Raw genomic sequence first — 24,484 nt, 5'->3', positions numbered from 1 at the left:
AGAAAGTCGCTTTTTTATTGCCTAAAATTCGCTTATTCAGCTTAATCTTTAAAATGCACAGGAATCCATTGATAGCTCTTACCATCTGCTGAATAAATATGTCCAATCCCCGGGAATGGTAAATGTGGTGCAGCAATGGTTTGTCCATTTTTCGCGAAATCAGCAAACTGTTTTAAACGGGTTGCCACTGCTTTCTTAGGATCAATATCGTATTCAATCGCAGTTTTGGGTTGATCAAATTGCACGGTATGTGAATGTACAATATCTCCAATAAAGACCACGCTTTCTCCTTTGCTTTTTAATTCATAGCTAAAGTGACCGGGAGTATGTCCCGCCGTGTTAATGACTTTAAAGCCCTGAATTTCATCACCGAGCTTATAAGTTTTAAAACGTTGCTTGGCTTGGTAAGGCGCAATAGCTTGCTTAATGTGCTTTACGGTTCCTTCATAACCTGCTTGTTTGTCTTTTGGAAGCTTGGCTGCCTGTTTGGGATCTAACCAATAATTGGCTTCGTCACTAGAGACATATACTGTTGCATTGGGGAAATTGGCAACGCCATCTTTGCTGATGCCACAGACATGATCGGGGTGTAAATGGGTGAGTAAAATGGTATCGACCTGTTCTGGCTTGTAGCCCGAAGCAACCAGATTTTTTAGGATTGAACCTAAATGTGGGCCAAAACAACTGGCTGCACCGCTATCGACGAGTACCAGTGATTTTCCTGTATTGACGAGGAATGCATTGATAGAGGTTTGTACGCCTTTGTCTTGATCTGCGTAATACTTTTTCAGGATTTGTTGGACTTGTTGCGGTGAAATATCTTTAAACAAGCTTGGCGACATAAAGTTAGTGCCATCGAGCAGGGCAGTGATTTGTACGTCACCTGCTTGATATTGATAGAAGCCTGCAACCTGTTTTTGTTGTTCAATGACTGGCAGGGTTTTGCTTGTTTCTGCGTGAGTGAGTAAAGGGGTGCTGCTCAAGAATGAGAGTGAAAGGAGTAGAGCTGTTTTTTTCATTTATAAATATTCTCAAGTTTAGTTGAATTGTCTACTTTTTAGCATGTAAAAATATGTAATAGTATTTCATTGATGTAAAAAAATCTTGAAAAAATAATTTTATGTGTTGATATCCTTTGTTTGAGGATGTAATTTTATAAAAAAATATTTTATTTATAATCGTGGAGTTGAGATTAAAAAGTTATGATACCTAATAACTATTTATTAGTTTATATCGATAAATTAAGTAGCTCAAAAATTTATGCTATTTTTTCAGAAAAACTTGGAAATTTTGTTCTTAATAAAGATTGTAGAGTCGCAGAATGTAATTGTTTAGGTTGTAGTTTATTTGGAGCAAATATACAAACAATTCAAGGTGGATCTTTTCCTGTTCTTGATGTTCAAAATAAAAAGAAAATTCAAGAAAATTTAGTCGGTTATCCTTTTACAGAATATGGTGATTTTTTAGTTGAAAGTTTAAAGCCAAGGAAATATAAAAAATATGGTGGACGAATTACTAAGGAATTTTTAGATAACTTCTTTAAAGAGCCTGTGGCATTTATTCAAGTAGTAACTGAAGAAGATAAAAGTTTTACTCATTATTATATTGATCCTGATAGAGGGAAAAAAAAGATATCAATCGGTTGTTATTCAGGATCATGTCAATGTATAGCTTGTAGAATGCTAGAGACTGTGTATATAGATTTTAATGGGAATCCAAAAAAAATTATTGATGTTGAAAAAGCAAAAGTTGATTTAGATGGCAATTTATTGCTCCCAATTTATTATGAAAAGGATTTAATTACTGAATTTCTATGTAATTCTTCTCAAGTTAATAGTGATTTTCTAATTGATAACTTTGACTCTCCTCTTGAGCGATTATTTTATAAATTAGCTTGTCTTGATCTAAGGCTTATGCCTCAGCATCCTGTTGGAAAATACCGCCTTGATTTTAGTATTCCAGATAAAATGATAGCAATTGAGTTGGATGGGCACGATTATCATAAAACAGTTGATCAAAGAACTCATGATGCTCAAAGAGATAGGTGGTTATCTAAACAAGGATGGACAGTATTACGATTCACGGGCAAAGAGGTATTTCATGATCCAGATAAATGTATAGATGAAATATGTGCATATATTAATATTGAAAGAGTTTCTAAATTAGATTTCGAAGAATTTTAAAATTTTTTGCTTTAAAGTTTTTATTGTAAAAAAGCCCCACTAGAATATAGCAGGGCTTTTTATAAGTGTCTAAAAAATTAAGAAACTTTATCACCTGGTTTCGCGCCAGATTCAGGAGAAATCACCCAAACACCTTCGCCATTACCCGCGGCAAGTACCATACCGTTAGAAATACCAAAACGCATTTTACGAGGTGCAAGGTTAGCCACCATCACCACCAATTTGTCTTTTAGGTCTTCTGGTTGATAAAACTCACGAATACCACTAAACACATTACGCGGTTCAGCTTCACCCACATCCAAAGTCAGTTGCAGCAATTTATCAGAGCCTTCAACAGTTGCAGCTTCTAATACTTTTGCTACACGAAGATCAATTTTCATGAAATCTTCAATGCCAATGATTTCAGCTTCACCTACTTTTGGCTCAGGCTTCTTCTCGGCTTTCTTTTCTTTTTTCTTCTCAGCTTTTGGCGCTTCTGCCGCCGCAGCTAAAGAATCTTTAGAGGCATCCACCATTGCAGCCACAGCTTTGGCATCAACACGTTGCATTAAAGGCTGGAATTGCGCAATTTCATGACCAACCAAGATCTGCTGACGTGATGCAAAGTCAAAGCTTTCAAGTTGTAAGAAGGCTTGAACTTGTGCCGCAAGCGTTGGTAAGACTGGCGCCAAGTAAATCGCAAGTTGACGGAATAGGTTAATACCCACCGAACACACATCATGTACTTGTTGCTCTTGACCTTCTTGCTTCGCAAGTGCCCACGGTTTTTTCTCATCAATATACTGATTGGCACGGTCAGCCAACGCCATGATTTCACGGATTGCTGCCGAGAATTCACGTGCTTCATAAGCTTGTGCAATTGAATCGCCTGCATCAATAAAGCTTTGAACCAGTTCAGACTCTGCACATGTGTTCGACAAGGTATTATTGAAGTTGGTGTTAATGAATTTTGCACAACGGCTGGCAATATTCACCACTTTACCGACAAGGTCAGAATTCACTTTCTGAACGAAGTCATCTAGGTTCAAATCTGAATCTTCAACTTTGTCAGAAAGTTTAGATGCAAAGTAGTAACGTAAATATTCAGGATTTAAGTGCTGTAAATAGGTTTCAGCTTTAATGAATGTACCGCGAGACTTCGACATTTTCTGACCATTCACGGTCAAGAAACCATTTACAAATAAACCTGATGGGGTACGGTAGTTGGCACCTTCAAGCATTGCAGGCCAGAACAGTGCGTGGAAGTAAACAATGTCTTTACCGATGAAGTGATAAACTTCTTTATCGCTGTCTTTTTTCCAGAAATCATCGAAGCTTAAATCTGGACGTTTGGTTTTGATGTAGTTTTCAAAACTCGACATATAACCAATTGGTGCATCGACCCAAACGTAGAAATATTTGTTAGGCGCATCTGGAATTTCAAAACCGAAATAAGGTGCATCACGCGAAATATCCCAATCCGATAAACCTGCTTCAAACCATTCATCGAGCTTGTTGGCAATCGAAACAGGCAGACGACCTTGATCACGCGTCCATTTCTGTAAGTATTCTGAGAAATTTGGAAGTTTAAAGAAATAATGATCCGATGATTTCTCAATTGGCGTTGCACCGCTCAAGGTTGAGCGAGGATTTTCTAATTCGGTTGCATTATACGTTGTACCGCACACTTCGCAGGCATCGCCGTATTGGTCTTCTGCTTTACATTTCGGGCATGTACCCTTAATAAAGCGGTCAGACAGGAACATACCTTTTTCAGGATCAAATAACTGGGTAACAGGGCGAATCGCAATATTGCCTGCTTCACGGTTTTTGATATAGATTTCTTCTGAACGTGCTTTGTTCTCATCACTATTGGTCGAATCATAGTGATCGAAATGCACGCCAAAACCATCAAAGTCACGGATATGTTCTTTCTGAACATTGGCAATTTGCTGTTCCGGACTGATGCCATTGGCTTCAGCACGTAGCATGATCGCTGTACCGTGAGCATCATCCGCACATACATAAGTCACATCATGGCCCATTGCACGCATTGCACGAACCCAAATATCTGCTTGGATATAACCGAGTAAGTGACCCATATGGATAGGACCATTGGCATAAGGTAGGGCATTGGTGACTAAAATTTTACGCACGGATATTGTTCTCTCATTCGTATTTGCAAGGCAGATGATTTTACATGACTTGACCCCGACTTGCACAAGGGATTCAGTGAAATCTTTTCAGCCGTTCAATGCTTGGGTTGGTCAAGCTTTCTCTATTTGTATTTAAATCATTTTAATTAAGCTGATAATTTGGTCTTCATGATAGAAACAAAGCTTATAACTTTTGAGTTTACTGAGATGAGCATTCATAATGAAAACACCTGAACAGGGTACTTGCCATTGGTTTTCTGTATTCTCAGTAAAGCCGATCCAAGCATGGCCACTAAATCTGAATGTACGATCGTCTTTCATAGTAAATTGATCGAAATAGACCGCATCACACCAGAATGTATTTTTACCAAAATCTAATTTAGAAAACTTCCAGCAACTTAAAAAAGCGATACTGCTTTCTAAACATTCATCTTTTTGTTTGTATGTTTTGAATTGATTAATATTTTGGGCAATATCTCGTTCTAAGCTCAAGACTCTACGTTGAATTCTTCTTTTACTAGCATAAACATATTTTGACCATTTGATGTATTTTTCATCCTCTTGTTTTTGTCGGTTAAGTTCTAAAAACTCTTCTTTATTCATATTTTATTTTAGTTGGTTTTATCTATGAATTTTCATTCATGGGATTTAGAGAAAAAGTATGCATCCCGAAGGACTACATACTTTGCATTTGCTTGACTGTTACGCTGTGCTTGGAGTTCTTTCTTAATGAAATGACTTTTCCTTTGGAAAGGAAATGAATGTGATAACTCTTTAAACCATCTGTTTTTGGATCAAGCGTAATCTCAGCACACATCGGCGTTTGCCAAAGTTCATCACTACCCAAAATACCTAACCATGCCTGTGCTTTTAATGCCACAGTAAATTGATCTTTGATTTCAAGGTCAGTAATGCTGAGTTCGCTGCACCAATGTTCAGTTTTAGGAAACTCGGCTTTCGAAAATTTCCAGCAGATCGTCAGCGCTAAACTGCTTTCAACTGGCGCTTTATCATCACTGATTTGATCAATAACAGGAATTAACTGTTCAGCCAGATCCTTTTCAAAAGACAGAATCATATTCTGGATTCTTCTTTTACTTGAAAGAATATAGTTCAAGCGTTTTTCTTGGGCCTGAAGTTCCTGTTGAATTTCTAGAAGTTCATTTTCATTCATATAGGCAATTTTGACGACAAGGTCTATGATTGAGATATTTGCAGCAGTATATCCGATCTATCTCCTTATATTGTTAATACTTTTTAATACACATTTATTGGTTCTAAAAATGATCGAAACAGCCCGATTACGTCTCAGACAATGGAGAGCAGAGGACTATACAGCCTTTGCCGCAATGGGTAGCAATCCACAAGTGATGGAGTATTTCCCTAAACTCCTGACCCGAGCAGAAAGCGATGCCATGATTGATCGAATGAAATCAATAATCGACACGCAAGGCTGGGGTTTCTGGGCGGTTGAGTTAAAGCACAATCAGCAGTTTATTGGCTTTACGGGCTTGCATGATCAACCGACACAATTTTCATTTTCGCCGTGTGTAGAAATCGGATGGCGGCTCGATCAGGCCTATTGGGGGCAGGGCTATGCACCCGAAGCTGCCCAAGCCGCACTTGCATTTGCTTTTGATCAATTAAAACTGGACAAAGTGGTGGCCTTTACCACGGTGGACAATGCGAAATCACAAAAGGTCATGCAAAAATTAAACATGAAATACGTCACTCAATTTCAGCATCCTGCTTTAGCCAAAGATCATCCGCTTAGTTGGCATGTACTCTACGAGATTTTGCAAAAGGATTTTATTCGCTAGACAGGATGTTATTCATTTATATGATTTTTATATCTAGAAATAAAATAATTTATCGTTCGGCAATTATTTGAATCTTCCTGTATTTCATTTGTTTCAATTTGCAGCGATCAGCAAAAAACAGCTTTAAACGCGGTATAACTAAGATTGCTCCAAACGATATGTTTTTTTTACCTATAGTGAGGAAATACCATGACAAATGAAAAACTTGATGAATTAAAAAACCAAGCTGCTGAATTGGGCGATGACTTAAAATACAAAGCAAAAGAAACTCAGCTACAAGGTGAAAAAGCAGTTGATGACTTAAAGCATTCCGCAGAGGAATTGAAGTTAAAAGGCGAGAAAGCGCTGGATGATTTAAAGAAAGATGTTTCTGAACAAAATGCTGAAGGTAAAGAAGCTGTTTCAAATAAAGTGGATGATATTAAAGCCAAGCTTGAAGATACCCAGCATGCAGTTCAAGACAAATTTGATCACTTTAAAGAAGAAGCAGGTCATAAACTAGATGATGCCAAAGCCAAAGCCGCTGAACTGAAAGATGAAGCTGCGGCAAAATTTGATGATTTAAAAGCTCAGGCCAGTCACAAGCTGGACGATTTAAAGAAAGCGGCGACGGATACCATCAATAAATTCAAAGGTTAATGATTTTAATCTGCGAATAGGATGAAAGACTTCCCCAAACATATCCACGCGATGTTTGGGGATTTTTTTTATTCGACGAAATTTAAAATTGTCCAATATGGTTCACTATGAGATGGATGATCCAGTTATACGCTTATCAATATCAGCCTTTCCTTCCAAAAAAACTGCGTTGTCGGGCAGAGAAATCTAAAGCAGAAAAGTTACTATAAAAAATGAGCAATTATCTGCTTTGAGAGGAGCGTGGATTCTTCAATACTGCTAAACTAAGCGAACTCAATGCTATGTTGATCTGTTTTTGGAGTAAACAAAATGTCGTGGCTTTCTTCCTTAAAATCTGTTTTTTCACCAGCGCAAGAAGTGAAGGAAGACGAGATTCAAACAGTTCTACAAAATTATGTGTTACCGCATTCAGATAATGCGCTCAAAGATCGCATTAGTCAGGTCAATGTACAAGGTCGTATTTTACAGCTGACGATTAACACATTTCCTCAAGAAAAAGACCACTTACAACAAATTCATGATGAGCTTGCAGAAGCATTGGAAAAATGTGGCATTCAGGAATTAAACCTACATATTATTCAACAAAAACATGCAGCGCATGGTGAGGCAGGACATAGCTGCTCATCAAAGCCAAAAGCAGAAAATAGTAATCTACCGCCTGTGATGGATGCTTCACCAAAAGCAGAAGCAGATCCAAATAATCCTCCGATTCAAAAAGCTGCACCCCAACAGCGCGATGTGGCAGCACATCCTCGTATTCAGAATGTGATTCTGGTTTCATCAGGTAAAGGTGGTGTTGGTAAATCAACCACAACAGTAAACCTTGCATTGGCTTTACAGCAGCTCGGCTTAAAAATTGGGGTGCTAGATGCCGATATTTATGGTCCAAGTATTCCAACGATGCTGGGCAATGCAGGCAAAACCCCACTGATTGAAAATGAACACTTTGTGCCTTTAGATGCCTATGGTATGGCGGTATTGTCAATTGGTCATTTAATTGGTGAGCACAATACACCTGTCGCTTGGCGTGGGCCAAAGGCAACGGGTGCATTGATGCAGTTATTCAACCAGACTTTATGGCCTGATCTGGATGTGCTGGTGATCGATATGCCGCCTGGTACTGGCGATATTCAATTGACTTTGGCACAACGTATTCCTGTAACAGGTGCGGTGATTGTAACCACCCCACAAAATGTGGCGTTAATGGATGCGACCAAAGGGATTGAGCTATTCAATAAGGTGAATATTCCTGTTCTTGGTGTGATTGAAAATATGTCGACTCATATTTGCTCGAATTGCGGACATGAAGAACAGATTTTTGGTACAGGTGGCGGAGATCAATTGTCTGAGCAATATCAGATTCCATTACTTGGACGCTTACCTTTAGATGCGAAAATTCGTGAGCATGCAGATCAGGGAACGCCAAGCGTAGTTGCAAAAGATGCGGCTGCTGAAAGCTATCTCAATATTGCACAAGCGGTGTTGCAACAAATGGATAAGCTGCCAAAACGCCAGAAAGACGATAAACGTATTTTCTAAGTACACCAAAAACCCAACATGCTGATGTTGGGTTTTTGCTTTTTAAAGCAAATCACTTTTTATTTAGACCATTTCAAAACTCACCTTAATAGCAAAGTAGGTACGTTACTTGCTTTGTATAGGGTTTCTTTTTTAAGACAGGTTAATGATGCAAGTTAAATATTTTATCGGTATTGCCAGTGTATGTACGGCTCTATTTTTAGGTGCGTGTAATGGTGATGGCAATTCAAATTCGGCTCAACCTCAAGAACAAGCGAAATTACAGCCGATCGTGATTCAAGGTGCATTACCTGTCGAATCAAAAAAAATGGCATCAAAATTAGACAATGTGACAGAAGAAGTTATCGGTAAGTGGGTGTTCTGGAAGGGGACCTATAAAGGTTATCCAGTGGTAATTTCCAAGACGCGTATGGGTATGAGTAATTCTGCTGCGGCGACTGCACTTGCGATTCAGCATTATAAACCAATTGCGATTATTAATCAGGGCACAGCCGGTGGTCATGATCCAGACTTACATGTGTTTGATATTGTGTTAGGCAAATACACCACCAATATCGGTGCATTTAAAACACCGAATAAGCCGGTTGGTGGAGGCTCTAATGCATTAGAGTGGAATGAAGCTTTTGATGTATTACCCGATGATGAGTTTGATCCTGAGCCTATCGCGATCCGTAAATTTGAAGGGGATAAAGAACTCTTGCTTGCTGCCTATAAGGCAAAACCTAATTACACCAAAGGACAAGTGGTAGAAGGTACGATTGGTTCGGCAGATACATGGAACAACGAGCTTGATCGCATCCAACAGTTCCATACCGTTTATGGCACTTCGGTAGAAGAAATGGAAGCTGCTTCAGTGGCACAGATTGCACATCAATTCGAAGTACCATTCCTCGGCATTCGTATCTTATCCAATAACATTACGAATAATGGTGCCTATGACCCTGCGACAGGTGAAGCATGTCAGGAATACGCACTTGATGTGGCTGAGCAATATATGAAAGCCAAAGCAGCAGCGAAATAACGGAAAATTGATAAAGAAAGGCAACCATAAAGGCTGCCTTTCTTAAATGCATTGATAAATTTCAGCTTCCAGCCTTTGGTGATAGTAGATTCTCTTTCCTGGCTTGCATAATATTTATGGCAACCGAAATACAGACCATAGCAATCCCGATCAGATCGGTTTTAGCTTCGGGTATGATCATGAGCAATGCACCAATACCTAAAAATAAACGCCATATCCAGCTTATAGACGTTTTGAAATAACCTTCTACAGCAGCTCCTAATGCCAGAATTCCGACAATAGCTGTAATCGTAATACTAATAATGCTCCAGATTGGAGGAAGCGCGAAGTCACGCGCGTTCAATGTAACATTCGTTGTATCAATCATTAACATTGCCGGATTATAGACAAATAGAAATGGAACGATAAAACCCGCCAAAGATAATTTTAGAGCTTGAAAGCCCGTCTTCATTGGGTCGCCTCCTGCAATACCCGCACCTGCAAAAGCAGCTAATGCGACAGGGGGCGTGATATTAGCAAACAGACCAAAATAAAATACGAACATATGAGCCACAATAATAGGAACGTCAAAATGAGCAAGCGCTGGAGCAGCCATTGTTGCAGTAATGATATAAGCAGGAATTGAAGGCAACCCCATTCCTAAAATCATAGATGCAATCATTGTAAAGAAAAGTGTGAGGAAAAGATTACCTGAGCCAACATTCATAATATAAGACGTCATCACAGAACCAAAACTTGTTAAGCTGACGACTCCAATGATGAGGCCTACAACGGCGCAAGCAGCCATGACAGATAAAGATTGTTTAGCGCCGTCAGCAAATGCTTCTAAAATTTGCTTGATTCCCATGCGGGTTGTTTTACGAAGGTTGGCGACAATAATCGTCAAAATAATGGTATAGACTGCGGCATAGCTAACTGGTATTGATTGAAATAAGAAGATGACCAAAGCCACAATAGGAATGAGTAAGTGCCCGCGTTGTTTTAATACTTCTTTGATACGCGGCAAATCTGATTTTGGTAAACCTTTTAAATTGTCTCGTCCTGCTCTAAAGTGTACTTGAGAAATAACGCCAAGATAGTAAAGTAAGGCGGGCAGAACAGCAGCAAGCGCGATTGTTCCATAACTTACTCCTGTGGTTTCAGCCATAATAAAAGCGCTAGCGCCCATAATAGGGGGGAGAATTTGTCCACCCACTGAAGCACTAGCTTCTACAGCTCCCGCAAAGTTCTTTTGGTAGCCAACCTTTTTCATTAATGGGATCGTAAAAGCACCAGTTCCTACAACATTTGCAACGGCAGTGCCATTAATGCTCCCCATAAATCCGCTTGATATTACTGCAACTTTAGCTGGTCCACCTTGTTTATGACCTGCTAGTGCCATTGCTAAATCATTAAAGAGTTTCCCCATACCAGATTTAGAAAGAAATGCACCGAATAAAATAAACAGGAAAATAAACGTCACAGAGGCACCGATTGCTGAAGAATATAATCCTTCTGTTTTTAAGTACATCTGTCCAAAAATATCGCTGACACTATAAGGGCGGGTAAGTAAGCGATCAGGCATCCAGCTAAAGTGGCTAATAAATGGATAAGCGAGAAAAATCAGTCCCAATATCGGTAACATCCACCCCATGATTCGTCGGGCTGCTTCAATGACCAAGATCACGGTCATAATGGCAAACACAATATCCCAGATATTCGGAATACCGCCACGAGAGGTCATGATTTCCTGATACTCAATCCAGATATATCCCAGTGAGGCAAAAGAAGCCACCATTAAAATCCAGTCAATATATGGAATATGCTGTCTATCACTATGTTCTCGAGCAGGATAAATCAGAAAAATAAGAGCTAAGCCAATAGATACGTGTGCCGCGCGTTGTAGTAACTCAGGTAAAGGGTTGTAAGTAATAAATAAATGAAATAAAGAATAGAAAATTGCTAAACAGGTGATAAATAAAGCAACAGATTTTTGTTTAGGGGTACGTGTAACTGATTCTTTATCATATTTTTCTAATAACTCTTTTTGTCTGGCTGGATCGTTATATCTGGGTGTTGCATTATTATCAGTGTTATTCATTAGCATTCTCCTAGCCACCAAATCTTCCATAATGGTGTATGTGTACTTATAAACCGTACAAGGCTATAGTCAGGTAGATCCTTTGCTATAAACCATGTTTTCTTATTCCATAACAGTTGTCCTTGCATATTCCTCGAAACTATCCAGTTAATTTCTGAAATATTTTTATTAACAGCCATTCGGATAAATCCATCTTTTTTTGAAATAATAGGGTAATCACTTGGTGTTCCTGCTCCAAATGAGATCAGGTCAGTATGGATTAAAAAAAAGCCATTATTTTTACGGAGGTAACTTTCTCTCCATAATGTTTTTTCAACAGAATGTTGCCACTGTAAATCAAAATGAGTTTCGCGAATGATGCAATGATATTTTTCACTAATCACTTGCGTATTAGGGTGGGGATAAAATACCAATATGATAAGACTCACTGTTAAGCAGAAAAGTGCAGTAAATACTGCACTTGTAAACTTCATTAGATTTCTGCTACTTCAGCGTAATACTTTTTGGCCCCACTATGGAGTGGCGCGACTAAACCTTGCTGTGCACTTTCTAAACGAATATCTTTTGCTGCTTGGTGGGTATTGGTTAAAGCATCCAAATTTTCGAAGAAAGTTTTGGTGAGTTTATATACATCATCTTCGGATAAATCTGAACGAACAACTAAGGCATTCATAATCGCGGCTGTAGGAATATCTTCAGTATTGCCGTAGGTTCCTTTAGGAATTGTCATAGCTAAGAAATAAGCTTGATCAGCAGAGATTTCTCTAATTTTTTCAGGATTAATACTTACTAGTTGTAAATCATAACCACGTTGCAGTTCCATCAATGATGAGTTTGGAATGCCACTTGTAAGAAATGCTGCATCTAATTTTCCACCTTTGAGTGCATCAGCTGCTTCCGCATACCCTAAATAATCAACTTTTATATCGTTATAACTAATACCGAAACCGTTTAATAGTGTACGGGCATTCACCTCAACACCAGAGTTTTGCGCACCTACCGCAATACGTTTGCCTTTCAAATCCTCAATATTTTTTATACCTGACTTCTTTGAAGTCACAATTTGGACATAGTTGGGATAAAGTGCTGCAACCTGCTGAACATTATCGATCTTATCCTTAAAATGTCCTTGACCTAAGATGGCTTCGGTAAGGCTATCACTCATGACAAAAGCCATTTCTACTTTATTCTGTTTGAGTAAATTTAGGTTTTCAACTGAAGCACCAGTTGTTTGTGTTTTGGAATTAACTTTATAAGTCTTATGATAAATTTCAGCTAAATTTGTCGCGATTACATTATATGGACCTGAGGCGCCACCCGTAGCAATATTAACAAATTTGGTTTGAAGTTTATCTATATTCGCTGGCTGATTCTCACTATGGTCAGAGCTTTGATTCGCCTTATCATTTGAACAGGCCGTTGATCCTATAACCGTGAGTAATAATAGCGTTAAGAGGGAGTATTTCTTCATTTATCTCTCCTGAAATATATTGTGTAATGCGACTTATTAATTTTGGCCTTAAATTTAAATAAAAAATTCTTGTGTATTATTCAACCTATATGGTCTTATTTTATTTTCAAGTTTTTATAGAGAATTTTCCTAATATGTCCTTATATGTCAGCTTTATTCGGAATATAGGGTGAAGTAAGTATTAACTTTTATTATAGTTAAATGTAATAGTTGATGTATTAATGGATGCTAAGACTGCTTCAGTGGCACAGATTGCACATCAATTCGAAGTACCATTCCTCGGCATTCGTATCTTATCCAATAACATTACCAATAATGGTGCCTATGACCCTGCGACAGGTGAAGCCTGTCAGGAATACACACTTGATGTGGCTGAGCAATATATGAAAGCCAAAGCAGCAGCGAAATAAATATTCTTGTTGAGAGGAAACCATTTAGATGGTTTCTTCTTTTCTCTCTTTCTCACGATTTTTCCAGCTTCGAATTACACTCCAACGCCAAAGTAAGTGTGTCGCTGCATAAAATAAAACCGCAAATAAAATGGCTTCAATCATAAGCCCTGAAACCAGAATTTTGGCAAGGCTAAAATCAATATGCCCATGCCCAAAATTTTTGATCCAGTTTAGAATTTGATGTAAAACCCCCAGCAACATGTCTTTATTGATCATATTGACGTGATAAATCTTACTACCAAACCAGAACCCTAAATAAAGAATCGGTACGACTGTAAAGGGATTGGTTAACCACGCCATACACAATCCAATCGGTAAATTGACCTCAAACCAGAGCACAGTCAGGATAATAAACACGCTGTGAAACGGAACAGGTAAAATGCCCCAGAAAGTACCAATAAACATGGCTTTTGCAATAGAGCGGCGATTTACATACCAAAGCAATGGATTTAAGGTGCGTTCACCAAAAATCTTCATAAATTTTAGACGAGCGACTTTTTCCGAAGAAGGCAGCCACTTATGAAAAAATTGCTTAGGCATAAATCATGGAGAGGTAACAAGAAAGAGAAGGGAGTAGCGCATAAAATAACATTAATTGCTTAGCAAAAACTTAAAATAATGTCCTTGCTTATTTGAGGGTGGTTGAGACAATAATCAAGCGGTCTCTAAAATTTGAATCTTAAATATCCACACTTATGCCCGTGACTGTTGAGTTAGTGCTACTTGTAATTTAAAAAATATAAATAAAATAAAAACTTATGTAGGGTTTAGTCATAAGTCCTTACAGTTATTTTTTTGCTATAGCTGTGTAATTGGATTAATCTGAAAATCTCTCTTAGTGAGGTCATTCAATGATTTCATGGTTTTTTATTGGTTTAGTGATAACCATTCTGCTGACTCCTGGTCCAACCAATACCTTACTTGCATCTTCAGGGATTCAGGTCGGATTACGTAAATCTTTACTGCTTATTCCAGCGGAAGCTGTCGGTTATATTATTGCCATTACCGCATGGGGCATGCTGATTGGCAAAGTGTCAGTGACTTTACCTTTATTACCTACCTTTTTGAAATTATTGAGTGCGGCTTATATCGTTTTTCTTGCAATAAAGTTGTGGCGTACAGCAAATCAGGACGTGGTTTTAAACCAACCGACCATTCGCCCTAAAGAATTGCTTTGTGCAACCTTGCTCAATCCTAAGGCTTTATTATTTGCTTCAGCTATTTTTCCTGCTGCTGCATGGAAAAGTCAGGACATTTATATGGCACACATGAGCACATTTGTCGGGCTTATTCTTCCGATAGCCTTATTCTGGATCTCTGTTGGTGCCATGCTGGCAACCAATAAGGTGAACTGGCTCTCTCAAGCGAAATTACAACGTACCGCATGTATCGTGCTGGTCAGTTTTGCGATCCCGATTAGCTATTCAGCGCTCAGCAATTTATAAAATTCACACCTCTATTGATGCTAACGCTAGAGGTGTTGTTTTCATTAATACCATTTTAAGTTAAAGTACTCGCCAATTATTAACTTCGTCTTTGGATAAAAAGTCATGGCTATAAAATCTGATCGTTGGATTCGTGAAATGAGCGAAAAACACGGCATGATTGAACCTTATGCGGAAAATCAAGTTCGTTTTGATAAAAACGGTGAAAAGTTGATTTCTTACGGGGTATCGAGCTATGGCTATGATGTCCGTTGTGCACGTGAGTTCAAGGTATTTACCAATGTCCACTCGGCAATCGTCGATCCTAAGAACTTCGATGATAAAAGCTTTATCGATATTGAGTCTGATGTGTGTATCATTCCGCCGAACTCATTCGCTTTAGCGCGTACGATTGAATATTTCCGTATTCCACGTAATGTATTAACCGTATGTCTTGGTAAATCAACTTATGCACGTTGCGGAATTATTGTAAACGTTACGCCGTTAGAACCAGAGTGGGAAGGTCACGTTACACTGGAATTCTCGAATACGACAAATTTGCCAGCGCGTATTTATGCGGGCGAGGGTGTTGCACAAATGTTGTTCTTCGAAAGTGATGAAGTATGTGAAACTTCATATAAAGATCGTGGCGGTAAATACCAAGGTCAAACTGGTGTGACATTGCCGAAGACCTAAATATTAAAAAAACTCACCCAATTGCGGTGAGTTTTTTTTCATCTAAATACTTTAAAAATATTCAATTTTTTTATCGGTTAAATAGTTCAGATAAATGAACCTAGCATTTTAAAAAAAATAAGATACAATCTAATAAATTTGATTTTTTTTTGTACAGAATCACAGAAAAAATATAGATTTGGAATCTATAGTGATCATATAAATACGCGATAAAAATAAACATGTATGGATGTTTTAAACACGGAGGTCGGTTATGCGACAGTTCAAGTCTCTTCATTTGGCAATGCTCTTGTTAGGCGGCTCTTGCTTAAGTACGGCATATGCAACTTCTACTACAATGAAAAGCATGACGGATAGTGAACTGTCTGCAACGACAGGGCAGGCATTGATGAGCTTGTCCTATATCGCACCTACTGATTTAGCCAATAAAGAAGCACAGCGCGTTGGGGGAGATAAAACCATCGGTTTCTATAAGTTAGGTCTAGAAGCTGAGATGGAACTGAACGTGAATATTAAAAAGCTTCAGTTAGGCTGTGGTGGGGTGAATGGGGCAGGCGGTTGTGATATTGATATTGATTACCTGAGTTTAAGTGGTTTAGGTAATTCTGAAACTTCCAATACCGATAGCGCGGCCGATCGTGCAGCACGTGCTGGCTCATCTGCAGTTCTCACCAACCCATTTATTGAATTTGCAATCAAAAACCCCGATAAAGCTTCAACTCGCCAAATTGTTGGACTAAATTTAAGCGCAGAGAAGGCTTTGGGTTTAATTACCTTTGGTCTAGAAAATGGCCCGACAAAAACGGGTATCAACTCACTCAGTGGTTATATGGAAATTGCTGCGACAACCGGTCTTGCCAATGTAAACGGGTTTGGCTCCAGTTTGGTATCTGGGGAAGCAGGGCGAGGAACCTTAAATCAGTCAGATGGCTATAATCCGATTACAGGTAAGGTATGTAGTCTTCCAGCTCTTTGCGTACCTACAATTAACTTTGAAACAACCTCTTATGCACTCAACCTTAGAGATAAAGCAACGGGGAGTAATATTCTAAAAGGTGATTTAACCTTAGAGCAACAAGCGATTACTGGAAAGCGAATTAGCAGTGCTAATTTAACTGCTACTGCAAAGGTACGTGATATTGACCTAAGTGGGAATATTGTGGCAAAAGCGATCGGGTTAAATCTGGATAGACAGGTAACAGGTACCATCCAGAATTTGCTGGTCGATGTTGCGATTAGTGAAGATTTGGGTTTTTTCCATAAAGCAAATTTAAATGGGACAGCAGCGTCACTTTCGTTACAATCACAGAATATTCAATGGAGTAATAATAAATCTGTTTCACAAAATGGCTGGTGGTTAGAGTTTAGTAATCCAATCGATATTGGTTTTATTCAACCTACCTTGAATGTTGACATTCCTAAAGCCACGCTCAATGAAGCATTTTCACAAGTATCTCAATATTTGACAGATCATCCGATTAATTGTGGAACATTTGGAGTATTAAATTGTCTTTTGGGTGATACGATTCCAACAGGGACTGTGAATTTAATCAATGCAACCCGCCCACAAATGGCGTTGACGAATTTAGAGTTAGCCACTCAAAAATTTACGCCGAACTGTTATGGTACTTTGAAGTTCTGCTAGTTTTATCTTAAAAAATTTAAGCAGCTACGGCTGCTTTTTATTTGTCTATTCATTTATTACTCTAATATTGTACGTGCTGTTTTAAATAAAAACTTATAAAAAAGGATACCCCTTTAATAGACCAAAAATTAAATATTGGAGAGTTTCATCGGAAGTTTCTTATTATTTAACAATATTTTGATTATATTGCGTATGGGGGAGGCAGAATTGTTGATAATTTGCCTATAAGTAAAACTTATATTGATGGTTAATTCATCTAAGTTTTAGAAAATAAAGGGATTGTGTGATGAAAAATAGATATTCATCTATATTTTTTCTAGGGGTAATGAGTTGGTGTTGTAATGTGACCTATGCAGTTCCGCATACTATGAAAAGTATGACCGATAGTGAATTGTCAGCAACAACAGGTCAAGCATTGATGAGTTTGTCTTATGTCGCACCAACTGATTTGGCAAATCAGGAAGCAAAGCGCGCTGGTGGAGATAAAACCATTGGTTTCTATAAGCTAGGCCTAGAAGCTGAAATGGAACTCAACGTCAATATTAAAAAACTTCAGTTGGGTTGTGGTGGTGTCAATGGCGCTGGCGGTTGTGATATTGATATTGATTATTTGAGTTTGAGTGGTTTAGGCAACTCTGCTACATCCAATACCGATAGTGCGACGGACCGTGCCGCACGTGCAGGCTCATCTGCAGTTCTTACCAATCCATTTATTGAATTTGCGATCAAGAATCCGGATAAAGCTTCGACACGTCAAATTGTTGGGCTGAACTTAAGTGCAGAAAAAGCATTTGGTCTGATTACATTTGGACTGGAAAATGGCGCGGCTAAAAGTGGCATTAACTCACTCAGTGGATATATGCAGATTGCCGCGACAACAGGTCTTGCCAATGTAAATGGATTTGGAACAAGTCTAGTTGCAGGAGAGGCAGCAAAAGGCACATTAAAACAGTCAGATGGATATAATGCTATTTCTGGCGAAGTATGTTGTACATTGTTTGGCATTGGAAATATTCCATTTACAACAACTGCTTATAACTTAAATCTTCGTGATAAATCGAGCGGTAGTAATGTTTTAAAAGGTGATTTAACTTTAAAACAGCAAGAAATTACAGGAAAACGTATAACTAGTGCGAATTTAACGGCAACTGCTGCAGTTAGAGATATTGCTTTAACTGGAACTATTGATGCAGTTGCTAGAGCATTAGGCTTTGTTGATGTTCCATTAAACAATAAGAATGTAACTGGGGTGATTCAAAATTTAATGGTTGATGTGGCGATTAGTGAGGACTTAGGTTATTTCCATAAAGCGAATCTAAACGGCACAGCAGCGTCACTTTCTTTACAGTCTCAAAATATTCAATGGACGAAGAATACATCTATTTCTCAAAATGGCTGGTGGCTTGAATTTACCAATCCAATCGATATCGGATTTATTCAACCTACTTTTAATGTTGATATTCCTAAAGAAACTCTCAATGAAGCATTTAGACAAGTGAGTAACTATTTAAAAACGGATAAAGGGCGAATTCAATGTGGTAATAATCTTGCAGGAGATTGCTTATTTGGAGGTGATATTCCTGTTGGTACAGTTGATTTAATCAATGCAACCCGCCCACAAATGGCGTTGACGAATTTAGAACTAGCCACTCAAAAATTTACGCCGAATTGCTATGGTACTTTGAAGTTCTGTTAGTTTAATTCGGAAAATAACTTAAGCAGCTCAGGCTGCTTTTCATCTATACACTCATCGGAAAAATGTAACATTTAGCCAGTTTGTTTTGCATTTGTGTAATTATTCGGCATAATAAATTGTGATGAGATAGACATGATTCGTCTATAGCTTGAGTGATGCTAGGAAGCAGTTTTTAAATCACTCAGAAGGATGAAAGAAAAAATATAACGTAGGTGCGGAGCATCGGGTATTTAGGAAGGTCAAGATGGCTATACTCCATATGGATTCATTTCAAAAGACTGTTTTAGCAAGTTTTATTGGACTATGTATCAGTCAATCTGCTTTTGCATTACAAGAACTCTCCGATGAAGGTTTAAGCCAAACGACAGGTGAAGGCATCGCGCTACTCCCACAAAATACATATATGATTTTTCAGGGTGAAAAAAATACGACAACAGGCGCAGATTTACTTAATCGTCAATTAGATACTGGTTACATTAACTATGTTCCAGTCGGGCCTTTATCCCTTGAAGCAACAGATACAAATAAAAGTGGTAGTGTAGATGCGGGAGACCGCGCAGTAGGTAAAGCCGATTTATTTCTATACGGATTGGCGCTTTCTGCCTCAAATGCAGGTCGTTCAACCAATAATAATGAACGTGTAGGTTTAAATACTGCCGGAAATGCGATTAATGCAATTAGTAGCTGGGGATCGGCAAGTAATCCATGGATCTTAAAAGTTCAGTCGCAAGCCAATGTTCCTACCTTTACGCCAGATGGCAGTACACCGAATACCGATACAGGGCAAGTCACCTACATGGCTTTAGAAGCGCCTTTGTATGAATATTATAATGATAATACAACAGGTACGGGTGCTCCCACTGTGATTAAAACAGGGGCGGATCCTGTTGGTGCAAATGCTTATAACTTAAAACTTGGCTTATGGGCAGATGCCTTTGTTCGCAATCCAAATAAAGCGGATGGTGCCGCAGACCAGTTCCAGTATGGAAATAATGCTGGTTTAGTCGGCACGAGTATTGATCCTACTCGTGCGAATCGTCTGCGTTTACAAGGGATATGGAATGGCTTTAGTTTAAATGGTAGTAATGTAAAAATATTCCAGACCTTAAATGGTGCGGGCAGCACGGGGGGCTTAAGTCCTTTTTATAACAACACATTGGGTATATCAGGTATTTTCCGTTTAAATAGTGGAGATGGCGCCAATTTAAAAGCGGGCATGGTTATGAATACGCCCACTTCTACAAAAACAGATACTTTGCCTACGCTGAGTGCTGGTCAAACTTGCACCGCTTGTGGGTCAGGAACAGACATCTGGACACCTCGTTATAGCCCAGAAGAAACCAGTAACCCTGGTGGAACAGGCGTGACGGAATATCGTATCCGTAGCCAGACCACTAAAATAACATCAACGGGTAACTGGACTGCACCAACAGGCTTAAATGATCGTGTACTCCGTTTAAGTACTCGAGAGACAGCAGATACTGCGAATTTATCAACACCTGCGATTCAAGGTGGCAATGCACCTAGTTTTGATGCAAATGAAGGGATTTTTATTTATAACCTAAATACCAATCTAGTGTTGGGTAATTTATATCAGCCTGTGATTTTAGGTTCAGATGGTAAGAACTTTAGTTTGGAAGTTGCACGTATTCCGAATAAAGAAAGTATTTATAAGCAAATCTATACCGATTACACAGGCGCAGATACGAGTTATAAAGGGTCTACCTGTAACGTTTATCAATGTGGTAGCAATATCAGCTTGGGTGGAAAAACTTATCAGGGTTCAAATGCTACACACAGTAGTATTGGTATTGGTACTGTCTATAGTAATGACGGTGGTAAAACACTTCAGGCATTTAAAGGGAATAGTACTCAGGATGCAGTTGGTATTTCTTTTGGGTCTTTAAACTCAGGCACAGTATCAAAAGATCAGTATTTCTATCAGTTACAAAATCAGCAACGGACCAGTGTTGGCTGTAGTGGATTTCTTTGTAGTGGTTATCGTTGGCAATATCGGACGAGTAGTGGTAGTACTACAGGAAATAATAGGGATTATGGTCTGAGATTTGATTCAACCAGCGGCGTAAACTGGGTCAACATTGATAGTACATCACTTTATGATCCATCTGTTTTAAATGCAGGTTATACACGCCAAGATGCAGGGAATAATAATCAAAAATTTGTGGTTCCAAATACTGGAGCATTACCTGATGCACGTATTGTAGATGGACGTTGGTATTCAACTACACCAAATGCGGATATTAATACTTATAAATTAAATACTGCTTCGCCAATCAATAATATGGGGTCGGCTGTGATTGATGGTGTCTTGATTCAGCATCTTAAAATTACGACAACTGGACTATAAAAGGAGTAATACGATGAAAAAAATCACAACTTTACTTCTTGTATTAGCCACAACTTTAACACATGCCGAATTACAAAGTCTGGATAATGAAGCTTTACAGGCTGTTGAAGGTCAGGCAGGGGCAGATTTATCTATCAAATTATCATTGAACCAGATTTATAACAGTACCACTGGAAAATACGAGTTTGATAATGGTCTGGGTGGTGTGTGTGAAAACTTGGCCTTTTGTCATCTTGGGATTTCGGTCAATAAACGTTTTGTCCGAAATGGCAATCAACCTGTCAGTGATCCGACACAAGCCAATCCAGCAAATAAAGTCTGGTTGGTCTTTAAAGGGATACAAGGAACCATTGATCTGCAAAAGTTAGGTCTGGATGGTGTCGACCTGATTTATAACGATGATGGCGGAGCTGCAAGAACTAAACCAGCAATGCAATTAAGCTTTGACCCAACCAAGCCGATTTTGATCCGTAATTTTGGTTTTAATGCTCTTGCCATCGAGCAAGATGATTTTACCAGTTACTATGATAATGGAAAGCTGGTCGAAGGGAATAATCCGACTACACCGCCAGCAAGTGGCTATGGCTATTTAAAAGCACCGACATACGCTGCAGATCATCCTTCTGTGTATGACCGTAATAAAGAAACGGGATTTATGGGGTTAAAAATGAATGGTAATTTGGCGATTCAAGGAAATGTAATGATGTTTTCTTGCGATGCAAGCCATCCACGTTGCTAACCGGATATAAATTTCAAAGGATTGAAGCGATGAAAAAAAATAATGAAAATGCTAGGAATATAAGTTTTGCACTCAATACTTTAGCTGCAAGTATCTTTTTTATTAGTCATTCTGCTTATGCCTTACAAGCGTTGGATGATAGTGCCTTACGTAGTGTAAATGGACAAGATGGTGTTCATATTGAAACCACCTATGACAAGATCCATGTAGATCAGTTTTTTTGGCAGGATGACGCAGGACGAGGAAGTTCTGATGCAGCGGGCACGACCTTAAAAGCAGTCGCTAATAATTTTAACATTCAGCAAAATGCGTTAGGCAATCCGCTTGGGACAACCTATAAGCTGAATACTGGTAGCAATGGCAATAAAACAGGTCTAGACATAGAGCTTTCCTCAAATCCGTCTCTTATTACGATTGATTCATTTCAGATTTGCGATACCAATAGATGTAGTAGTGATATTGGTAATTTAGCCATTCAAACAACATCACCACTGGACTTGAAGTTTAAAACGACGGACGGACTGTTTAGTAAAAGTAGTCAGGCTTCGTTAGAGTTAGGCCTTAAAAATGCCAATATTTATTTGGGTCAGACTTCAAATAATGAGTTGAATCAACTGGTTCTGAAAAATCTGAATTTTAACTTCTTGGGTAAAGGCGTGATGTTTGTCGATTCTGTTGAAGGGATCAAGCTACAAACCAATAATGCATTACTTACTGGCAATGCAGCAAATGCTTCATTGACCCAGACACCGACGACTGATTATGGTTATGTCGATTTTACGCGTGTTAAAGATACTGGCAATGTTACAGCTGGAACCTACGCAGATGGAGGCGTAGCGACCAATGCTGGATTAAATTTAGAGTTTTTATTGAATAAAAAAGCAAATCCAGCTTCTCCTTATACGCTGGATGCAACCAATACACCGTTAAATCAGCAAGCCAGTCCTGATAATAAGGCTAAAGGTTTAATTCGTGTCGGAGCCAATGGTCGTATGATTAATGGTTCTCTACAGTTACGTGGTATCAATGCAAGTAATGCAGCGAATCCTGCTTATGGAAGCAGCTATGGCAATCCTGAGGGAACCAATATTCTCGGCAGCACCACTGACGGAAATGCCATTATGGGGAAAACTGGCGTTGCATTCCGTATGAAGGCTGAATTTACTAAAGATAATGACTCCATGTTGGGGAGTGACGGAAAGGCGACAACGTTAGAAATTGGCGGTGCTGGATTAAATACCTATGGTTTTGAATTCGGTAATTTAACGGGTTTACAGTTAGGTAGCCGAGGCTCATTTGATACAGGGAATGTCTATATTAATCTGGTTGATGCCCGTTCGGTATTTCTACCAGCAAACTATGTTTTCCAGACTTCTAAATTTGGTAATGGTAGTTTCTTAACCCGAGATGTGGACTATACGCAAAGTCTTCATACCCAAACAGGTACCACAAATCCTTATAGTCTGCTTGTGGCAATTCGGGGCGCCGAGTTTCAGGCAATTTCTCGACGTGGACGTTTTACCAACAGTGCAACCAGTAATCCTGAAAGTGGATATGAACCAATCACCAATCACACGGATAATAACTGGGGCTTAGCATTACCTTTTTATAACCTGAATGCCAATATGGCAATGTATGGGACTAAGGTGAATGCCAATGAGGCTTTCTATTTTGATAAAAATGGTGTGAAACATAGTGTTGGAAGCACTGGTGAAACGCCAAGATTAGGTTTTTCATTGGGTATGAGTACCACAGGTGTAGATCGTGATAGCAACTACAAGGCTTTGGGAAATAAAACCACTTCTATTCTGGTAATTGATGGTGCTCGAAATTATTACATGGGATTGCGTAATATTGATATGTTATTAAAAGGAACGGGAAGTCTCGGCCTCGAAAATGGCAGTTTTAACGCAACTCTCAAAGATATGCTCATCGTGATGGCAGCAGAAGTCGCCGCGGGTTATTTACCAGGTGCAACTTATACTGGTGGTGTTTCACCAAATAATAACTTTGCACTGAGTAATGATGTTTTATTTGGTTTAAAACTTCGTATCGGTGGAGATATGAATCTGTCCCTTATTCCAAATAACGAATATAAAACGGATGGCACAGGCAATGCCTTGAATATTGTCGGTGATCTTAAATTAAATGCAGCAAGCAATAACACGATTCAAATCAGTGATCCTGTGGATGGTTCAACTTTAGGTCTAGATAATATTCAGGGTGATGTTGCGTTTAACAACGCCATTAAGATCAGTCGAGATAGTTCAGGAGAAGGGGTGGCAAGCTTTAATGCTGGGCTAACGTTTAACCCGAATCGTACCACTGACGGTGTCTTTAGAACTCGAGATATTAACCTTTATGGCCCGAGTGGCGGTGCTCAGCGTTTAGGTGAAATGGCAATTACTGGTGGACGCTTAACCAGCCAATTTTCAATTATGCCTCGAAACTAAGACATTTGATGGCGTAACAGTAGATGCTTCCACTTATCTGTCTAACGATAAAGTGATTGTGCAGTGAGTGGGTTATGTTAAGCTGTAGTATATATTTTAAACATTTGTCTATGGATGAGGACA

General features: G+C 38.9%; 20 protein-coding genes and 1 pseudogene. 13 read left to right on the top strand and 8 right to left on the bottom strand.

Going from position 1 to position 24,484, the window contains the following annotated elements:
• Window positions 1-41: 41 nt before the first annotated feature.
• Entirely contained in the window at window positions 42-1,019 is a 978-nt protein-coding gene (locus EC846_RS16205) for an MBL fold metallo-hydrolase (RefSeq protein WP_123775777.1), read from the bottom strand.
• Between the two features lie 183 nt (window positions 1,020-1,202).
• Between EC846_RS16205 and EC846_RS16200 the strand changes: the two genes are divergently transcribed.
• Window positions 1,203-2,183, top strand: coding sequence for an endonuclease domain-containing protein (locus EC846_RS16200; RefSeq protein ID WP_123775776.1), 981 nt, complete (start codon window positions 1,203-1,205; stop codon window positions 2,181-2,183).
• 77 nt (window positions 2,184-2,260) lie between these two features.
• Here EC846_RS16200 and metG read toward each other — a convergent pair whose 3' ends face one another.
• The 3 genes from metG to EC846_RS16185 form a co-directional block, all read right to left on the bottom strand.
• Entirely contained in the window at window positions 2,261-4,318 is a 2,058-nt protein-coding gene (gene metG / locus EC846_RS16195) for a methionine--tRNA ligase (protein WP_123775775.1), read from the bottom strand.
• A gap of 132 nt (window positions 4,319-4,450) precedes the next feature.
• Entirely contained in the window at window positions 4,451-4,921 is a 471-nt protein-coding gene (locus EC846_RS16190) for a hypothetical protein (RefSeq protein ID WP_123775774.1), read from the bottom strand.
• 73 nt (window positions 4,922-4,994) lie between these two features.
• Window positions 4,995-5,492, bottom strand: a complete 498-nt coding sequence (locus tag EC846_RS16185) for a hypothetical protein (RefSeq protein WP_062846453.1) — start codon at window positions 5,490-5,492, stop codon at window positions 4,995-4,997.
• A 109-nt stretch (window positions 5,493-5,601) separates the two neighbouring features.
• Between EC846_RS16185 and EC846_RS16180 the strand changes: the two genes are divergently transcribed.
• From EC846_RS16180 to EC846_RS16165, 4 genes are all read left to right on the top strand, one after another.
• Window positions 5,602-6,138: a GNAT family N-acetyltransferase gene (locus tag EC846_RS16180; protein ID WP_123775773.1), complete on the top strand. Its 537-nt coding sequence runs from the start codon at window positions 5,602-5,604 to the stop codon at window positions 6,136-6,138.
• Window positions 6,139-6,327: 189 nt separating this feature from the next.
• The gene (locus EC846_RS16175; RefSeq protein WP_004770808.1) at window positions 6,328-6,777 is read left to right on the top strand and encodes a hypothetical protein; all 450 of its coding nucleotides are present in this window, start codon (window positions 6,328-6,330) and stop codon (window positions 6,775-6,777) included.
• Between the two features lie 309 nt (window positions 6,778-7,086).
• Window positions 7,087-8,316 (top strand): iron-sulfur cluster carrier protein ApbC, encoded by a 1,230-nt coding sequence (gene apbC, locus EC846_RS16170; protein ID WP_123775772.1) that lies wholly within the window; start codon window positions 7,087-7,089, stop codon window positions 8,314-8,316.
• 145 nt (window positions 8,317-8,461) lie between these two features.
• Entirely contained in the window at window positions 8,462-9,337 is an 876-nt protein-coding gene (locus EC846_RS16165) for a 5'-methylthioadenosine/S-adenosylhomocysteine nucleosidase (RefSeq protein ID WP_171410043.1), read from the top strand.
• A 61-nt stretch (window positions 9,338-9,398) separates the two neighbouring features.
• Here EC846_RS16165 and EC846_RS16160 read toward each other — a convergent pair whose 3' ends face one another.
• Genes EC846_RS16160 through EC846_RS16150 form a run of 3 tightly spaced genes read right to left on the bottom strand, consistent with a single transcriptional unit; the run spans window position 9,399 to window position 12,888 of the window.
• On the bottom strand, window positions 9,399-11,417 hold the full coding sequence (locus tag EC846_RS16160) for a TRAP transporter permease (protein WP_123775771.1): 2,019 nt from the start codon (window positions 11,415-11,417) through the stop codon (window positions 9,399-9,401).
• Entirely contained in the window at window positions 11,417-11,890 is a 474-nt protein-coding gene (locus tag EC846_RS16155; RefSeq protein ID WP_123775770.1) for a DUF1850 domain-containing protein, read from the bottom strand. Before EC846_RS16155 ends, EC846_RS16160 begins: the two co-directional genes overlap by 1 nt.
• The gene (locus tag EC846_RS16150; RefSeq protein WP_123775769.1) at window positions 11,890-12,888 is read right to left on the bottom strand and encodes a TAXI family TRAP transporter solute-binding subunit; all 999 of its coding nucleotides are present in this window, start codon (window positions 12,886-12,888) and stop codon (window positions 11,890-11,892) included. The genes EC846_RS16155 and EC846_RS16150 overlap by 1 nt, the downstream gene beginning before the upstream one ends.
• Window positions 12,889-13,112: 224 nt before the next feature.
• Here EC846_RS16150 and EC846_RS16145 point away from each other — a divergent pair.
• Window positions 13,113-13,298 (top strand): annotated as a pseudogene (locus tag EC846_RS16145) (5'-methylthioadenosine nucleosidase); the annotation flags it as partial.
• A gap of 24 nt (window positions 13,299-13,322) precedes the next feature.
• Here EC846_RS16145 and EC846_RS16140 read toward each other — a convergent pair.
• Window positions 13,323-13,880 carry a DUF2062 domain-containing protein gene (locus EC846_RS16140; RefSeq protein WP_004770812.1) on the bottom strand — a complete coding sequence of 186 codons (558 nt, stop codon included), beginning with the start codon at window positions 13,878-13,880 and terminating at the stop codon, window positions 13,323-13,325.
• Window positions 13,881-14,191: 311 nt separating this feature from the next.
• On the opposite strand from EC846_RS16140, the gene EC846_RS16135 reads away from it, so the two are divergent.
• The 7 genes from EC846_RS16135 (at window position 14,192) to EC846_RS16105 (ending at window position 24,361) form a co-directional block, all read left to right on the top strand.
• Window positions 14,192-14,785: a LysE family translocator gene (locus EC846_RS16135; protein WP_123775768.1), complete on the top strand. Its 594-nt coding sequence runs from the start codon at window positions 14,192-14,194 to the stop codon at window positions 14,783-14,785.
• Window positions 14,786-14,890: 105 nt separating this feature from the next.
• Window positions 14,891-15,460: a dCTP deaminase gene (gene dcd, locus EC846_RS16130; RefSeq protein WP_002120290.1), complete on the top strand. Its 570-nt coding sequence runs from the start codon at window positions 14,891-14,893 to the stop codon at window positions 15,458-15,460.
• Between the two features lie 253 nt (window positions 15,461-15,713).
• A complete protein-coding gene (locus tag EC846_RS16125) occupies window positions 15,714-17,105 on the top strand; it encodes a hypothetical protein (RefSeq protein ID WP_123775767.1) in 1,392 nt (463 codons plus the stop codon).
• 286 nt (window positions 17,106-17,391) lie between these two features.
• Window positions 17,392-18,801 carry a hypothetical protein gene (locus EC846_RS16120; protein ID WP_123775766.1) on the top strand — a complete coding sequence of 470 codons (1,410 nt, stop codon included), beginning with the start codon at window positions 17,392-17,394 and terminating at the stop codon, window positions 18,799-18,801.
• Between the two features lie 244 nt (window positions 18,802-19,045).
• Window positions 19,046-21,169 carry a hypothetical protein gene (locus tag EC846_RS16115; RefSeq protein ID WP_123775765.1) on the top strand — a complete coding sequence of 708 codons (2,124 nt, stop codon included), beginning with the start codon at window positions 19,046-19,048 and terminating at the stop codon, window positions 21,167-21,169.
• A 13-nt stretch (window positions 21,170-21,182) separates the two neighbouring features.
• Entirely contained in the window at window positions 21,183-21,908 is a 726-nt protein-coding gene (locus tag EC846_RS16110; RefSeq protein ID WP_123775764.1) for a DUF6160 family protein, read from the top strand.
• 29 nt (window positions 21,909-21,937) lie between these two features.
• Window positions 21,938-24,361, top strand: coding sequence for a DUF6160 family protein (locus tag EC846_RS16105; RefSeq protein WP_123775763.1), 2,424 nt, complete (start codon window positions 21,938-21,940; stop codon window positions 24,359-24,361).
• Window positions 24,362-24,484 lie beyond the last annotated feature (123 nt).

This window comes from Acinetobacter sp. BIGb0102 (assembly GCF_003815055.1).
Classification (GTDB): Bacteria; Pseudomonadota; Gammaproteobacteria; order Pseudomonadales; family Moraxellaceae; genus Acinetobacter; species Acinetobacter vivianii.
Note: the sequence above shows the minus strand (reverse complement) of the source record. Positions and strands in the feature narration are given on the sequence as shown.

Excerpts from the sequence above, each read along its gene's own strand:
- EC846_RS16150 (WP_123775769.1), bottom strand. The coding sequence starts at position 12,888 with ATGAAGAAATACTCCCTCTTAACGCTATTATTACTCACGGTTATAGGA.
- EC846_RS16205 (WP_123775777.1), bottom strand. The coding sequence starts at position 1,019 with ATGAAAAAAACAGCTCTACTCCTTTCACTCTCATTCTTGAGCAGCACC.
- EC846_RS16115 (WP_123775765.1), top strand. The coding sequence starts at position 19,046 with ATGGCTATACTCCATATGGATTCATTTCAAAAGACTGTTTTAGCAAGT.
- EC846_RS16135 (WP_123775768.1), top strand. The coding sequence starts at position 14,192 with ATGATTTCATGGTTTTTTATTGGTTTAGTGATAACCATTCTGCTGACT.
- dcd (WP_002120290.1), top strand. The coding sequence starts at position 14,891 with ATGGCTATAAAATCTGATCGTTGGATTCGTGAAATGAGCGAAAAACAC.
- EC846_RS16190 (WP_123775774.1), bottom strand. The coding sequence starts at position 4,921 with ATGAATAAAGAAGAGTTTTTAGAACTTAACCGACAAAAACAAGAGGAT.
- EC846_RS16185 (WP_062846453.1), bottom strand. The coding sequence starts at position 5,492 with ATGAATGAAAATGAACTTCTAGAAATTCAACAGGAACTTCAGGCCCAA.
- EC846_RS16155 (WP_123775770.1), bottom strand. The coding sequence starts at position 11,890 with ATGAAGTTTACAAGTGCAGTATTTACTGCACTTTTCTGCTTAACAGTG.
- EC846_RS16140 (WP_004770812.1), bottom strand. The coding sequence starts at position 13,880 with ATGCCTAAGCAATTTTTTCATAAGTGGCTGCCTTCTTCGGAAAAAGTC.
- EC846_RS16110 (WP_123775764.1), top strand. The coding sequence starts at position 21,183 with ATGAAAAAAATCACAACTTTACTTCTTGTATTAGCCACAACTTTAACA.
- EC846_RS16180 (WP_123775773.1), top strand. The coding sequence starts at position 5,602 with ATGATCGAAACAGCCCGATTACGTCTCAGACAATGGAGAGCAGAGGAC.
- EC846_RS16165 (WP_171410043.1), top strand. The coding sequence starts at position 8,462 with ATGATGCAAGTTAAATATTTTATCGGTATTGCCAGTGTATGTACGGCT.
- EC846_RS16160 (WP_123775771.1), bottom strand. The coding sequence starts at position 11,417 with ATGAATAACACTGATAATAATGCAACACCCAGATATAACGATCCAGCC.
- EC846_RS16200 (WP_123775776.1), top strand. The coding sequence starts at position 1,203 with ATGATACCTAATAACTATTTATTAGTTTATATCGATAAATTAAGTAGC.
- EC846_RS16120 (WP_123775766.1), top strand. The coding sequence starts at position 17,392 with ATGAAAAATAGATATTCATCTATATTTTTTCTAGGGGTAATGAGTTGG.
- apbC (WP_123775772.1), top strand. The coding sequence starts at position 7,087 with ATGTCGTGGCTTTCTTCCTTAAAATCTGTTTTTTCACCAGCGCAAGAA.
- EC846_RS16105 (WP_123775763.1), top strand. The coding sequence starts at position 21,938 with ATGAAAAAAAATAATGAAAATGCTAGGAATATAAGTTTTGCACTCAAT.
- EC846_RS16125 (WP_123775767.1), top strand. The coding sequence starts at position 15,714 with ATGCGACAGTTCAAGTCTCTTCATTTGGCAATGCTCTTGTTAGGCGGC.
- EC846_RS16175 (WP_004770808.1), top strand. The coding sequence starts at position 6,328 with ATGACAAATGAAAAACTTGATGAATTAAAAAACCAAGCTGCTGAATTG.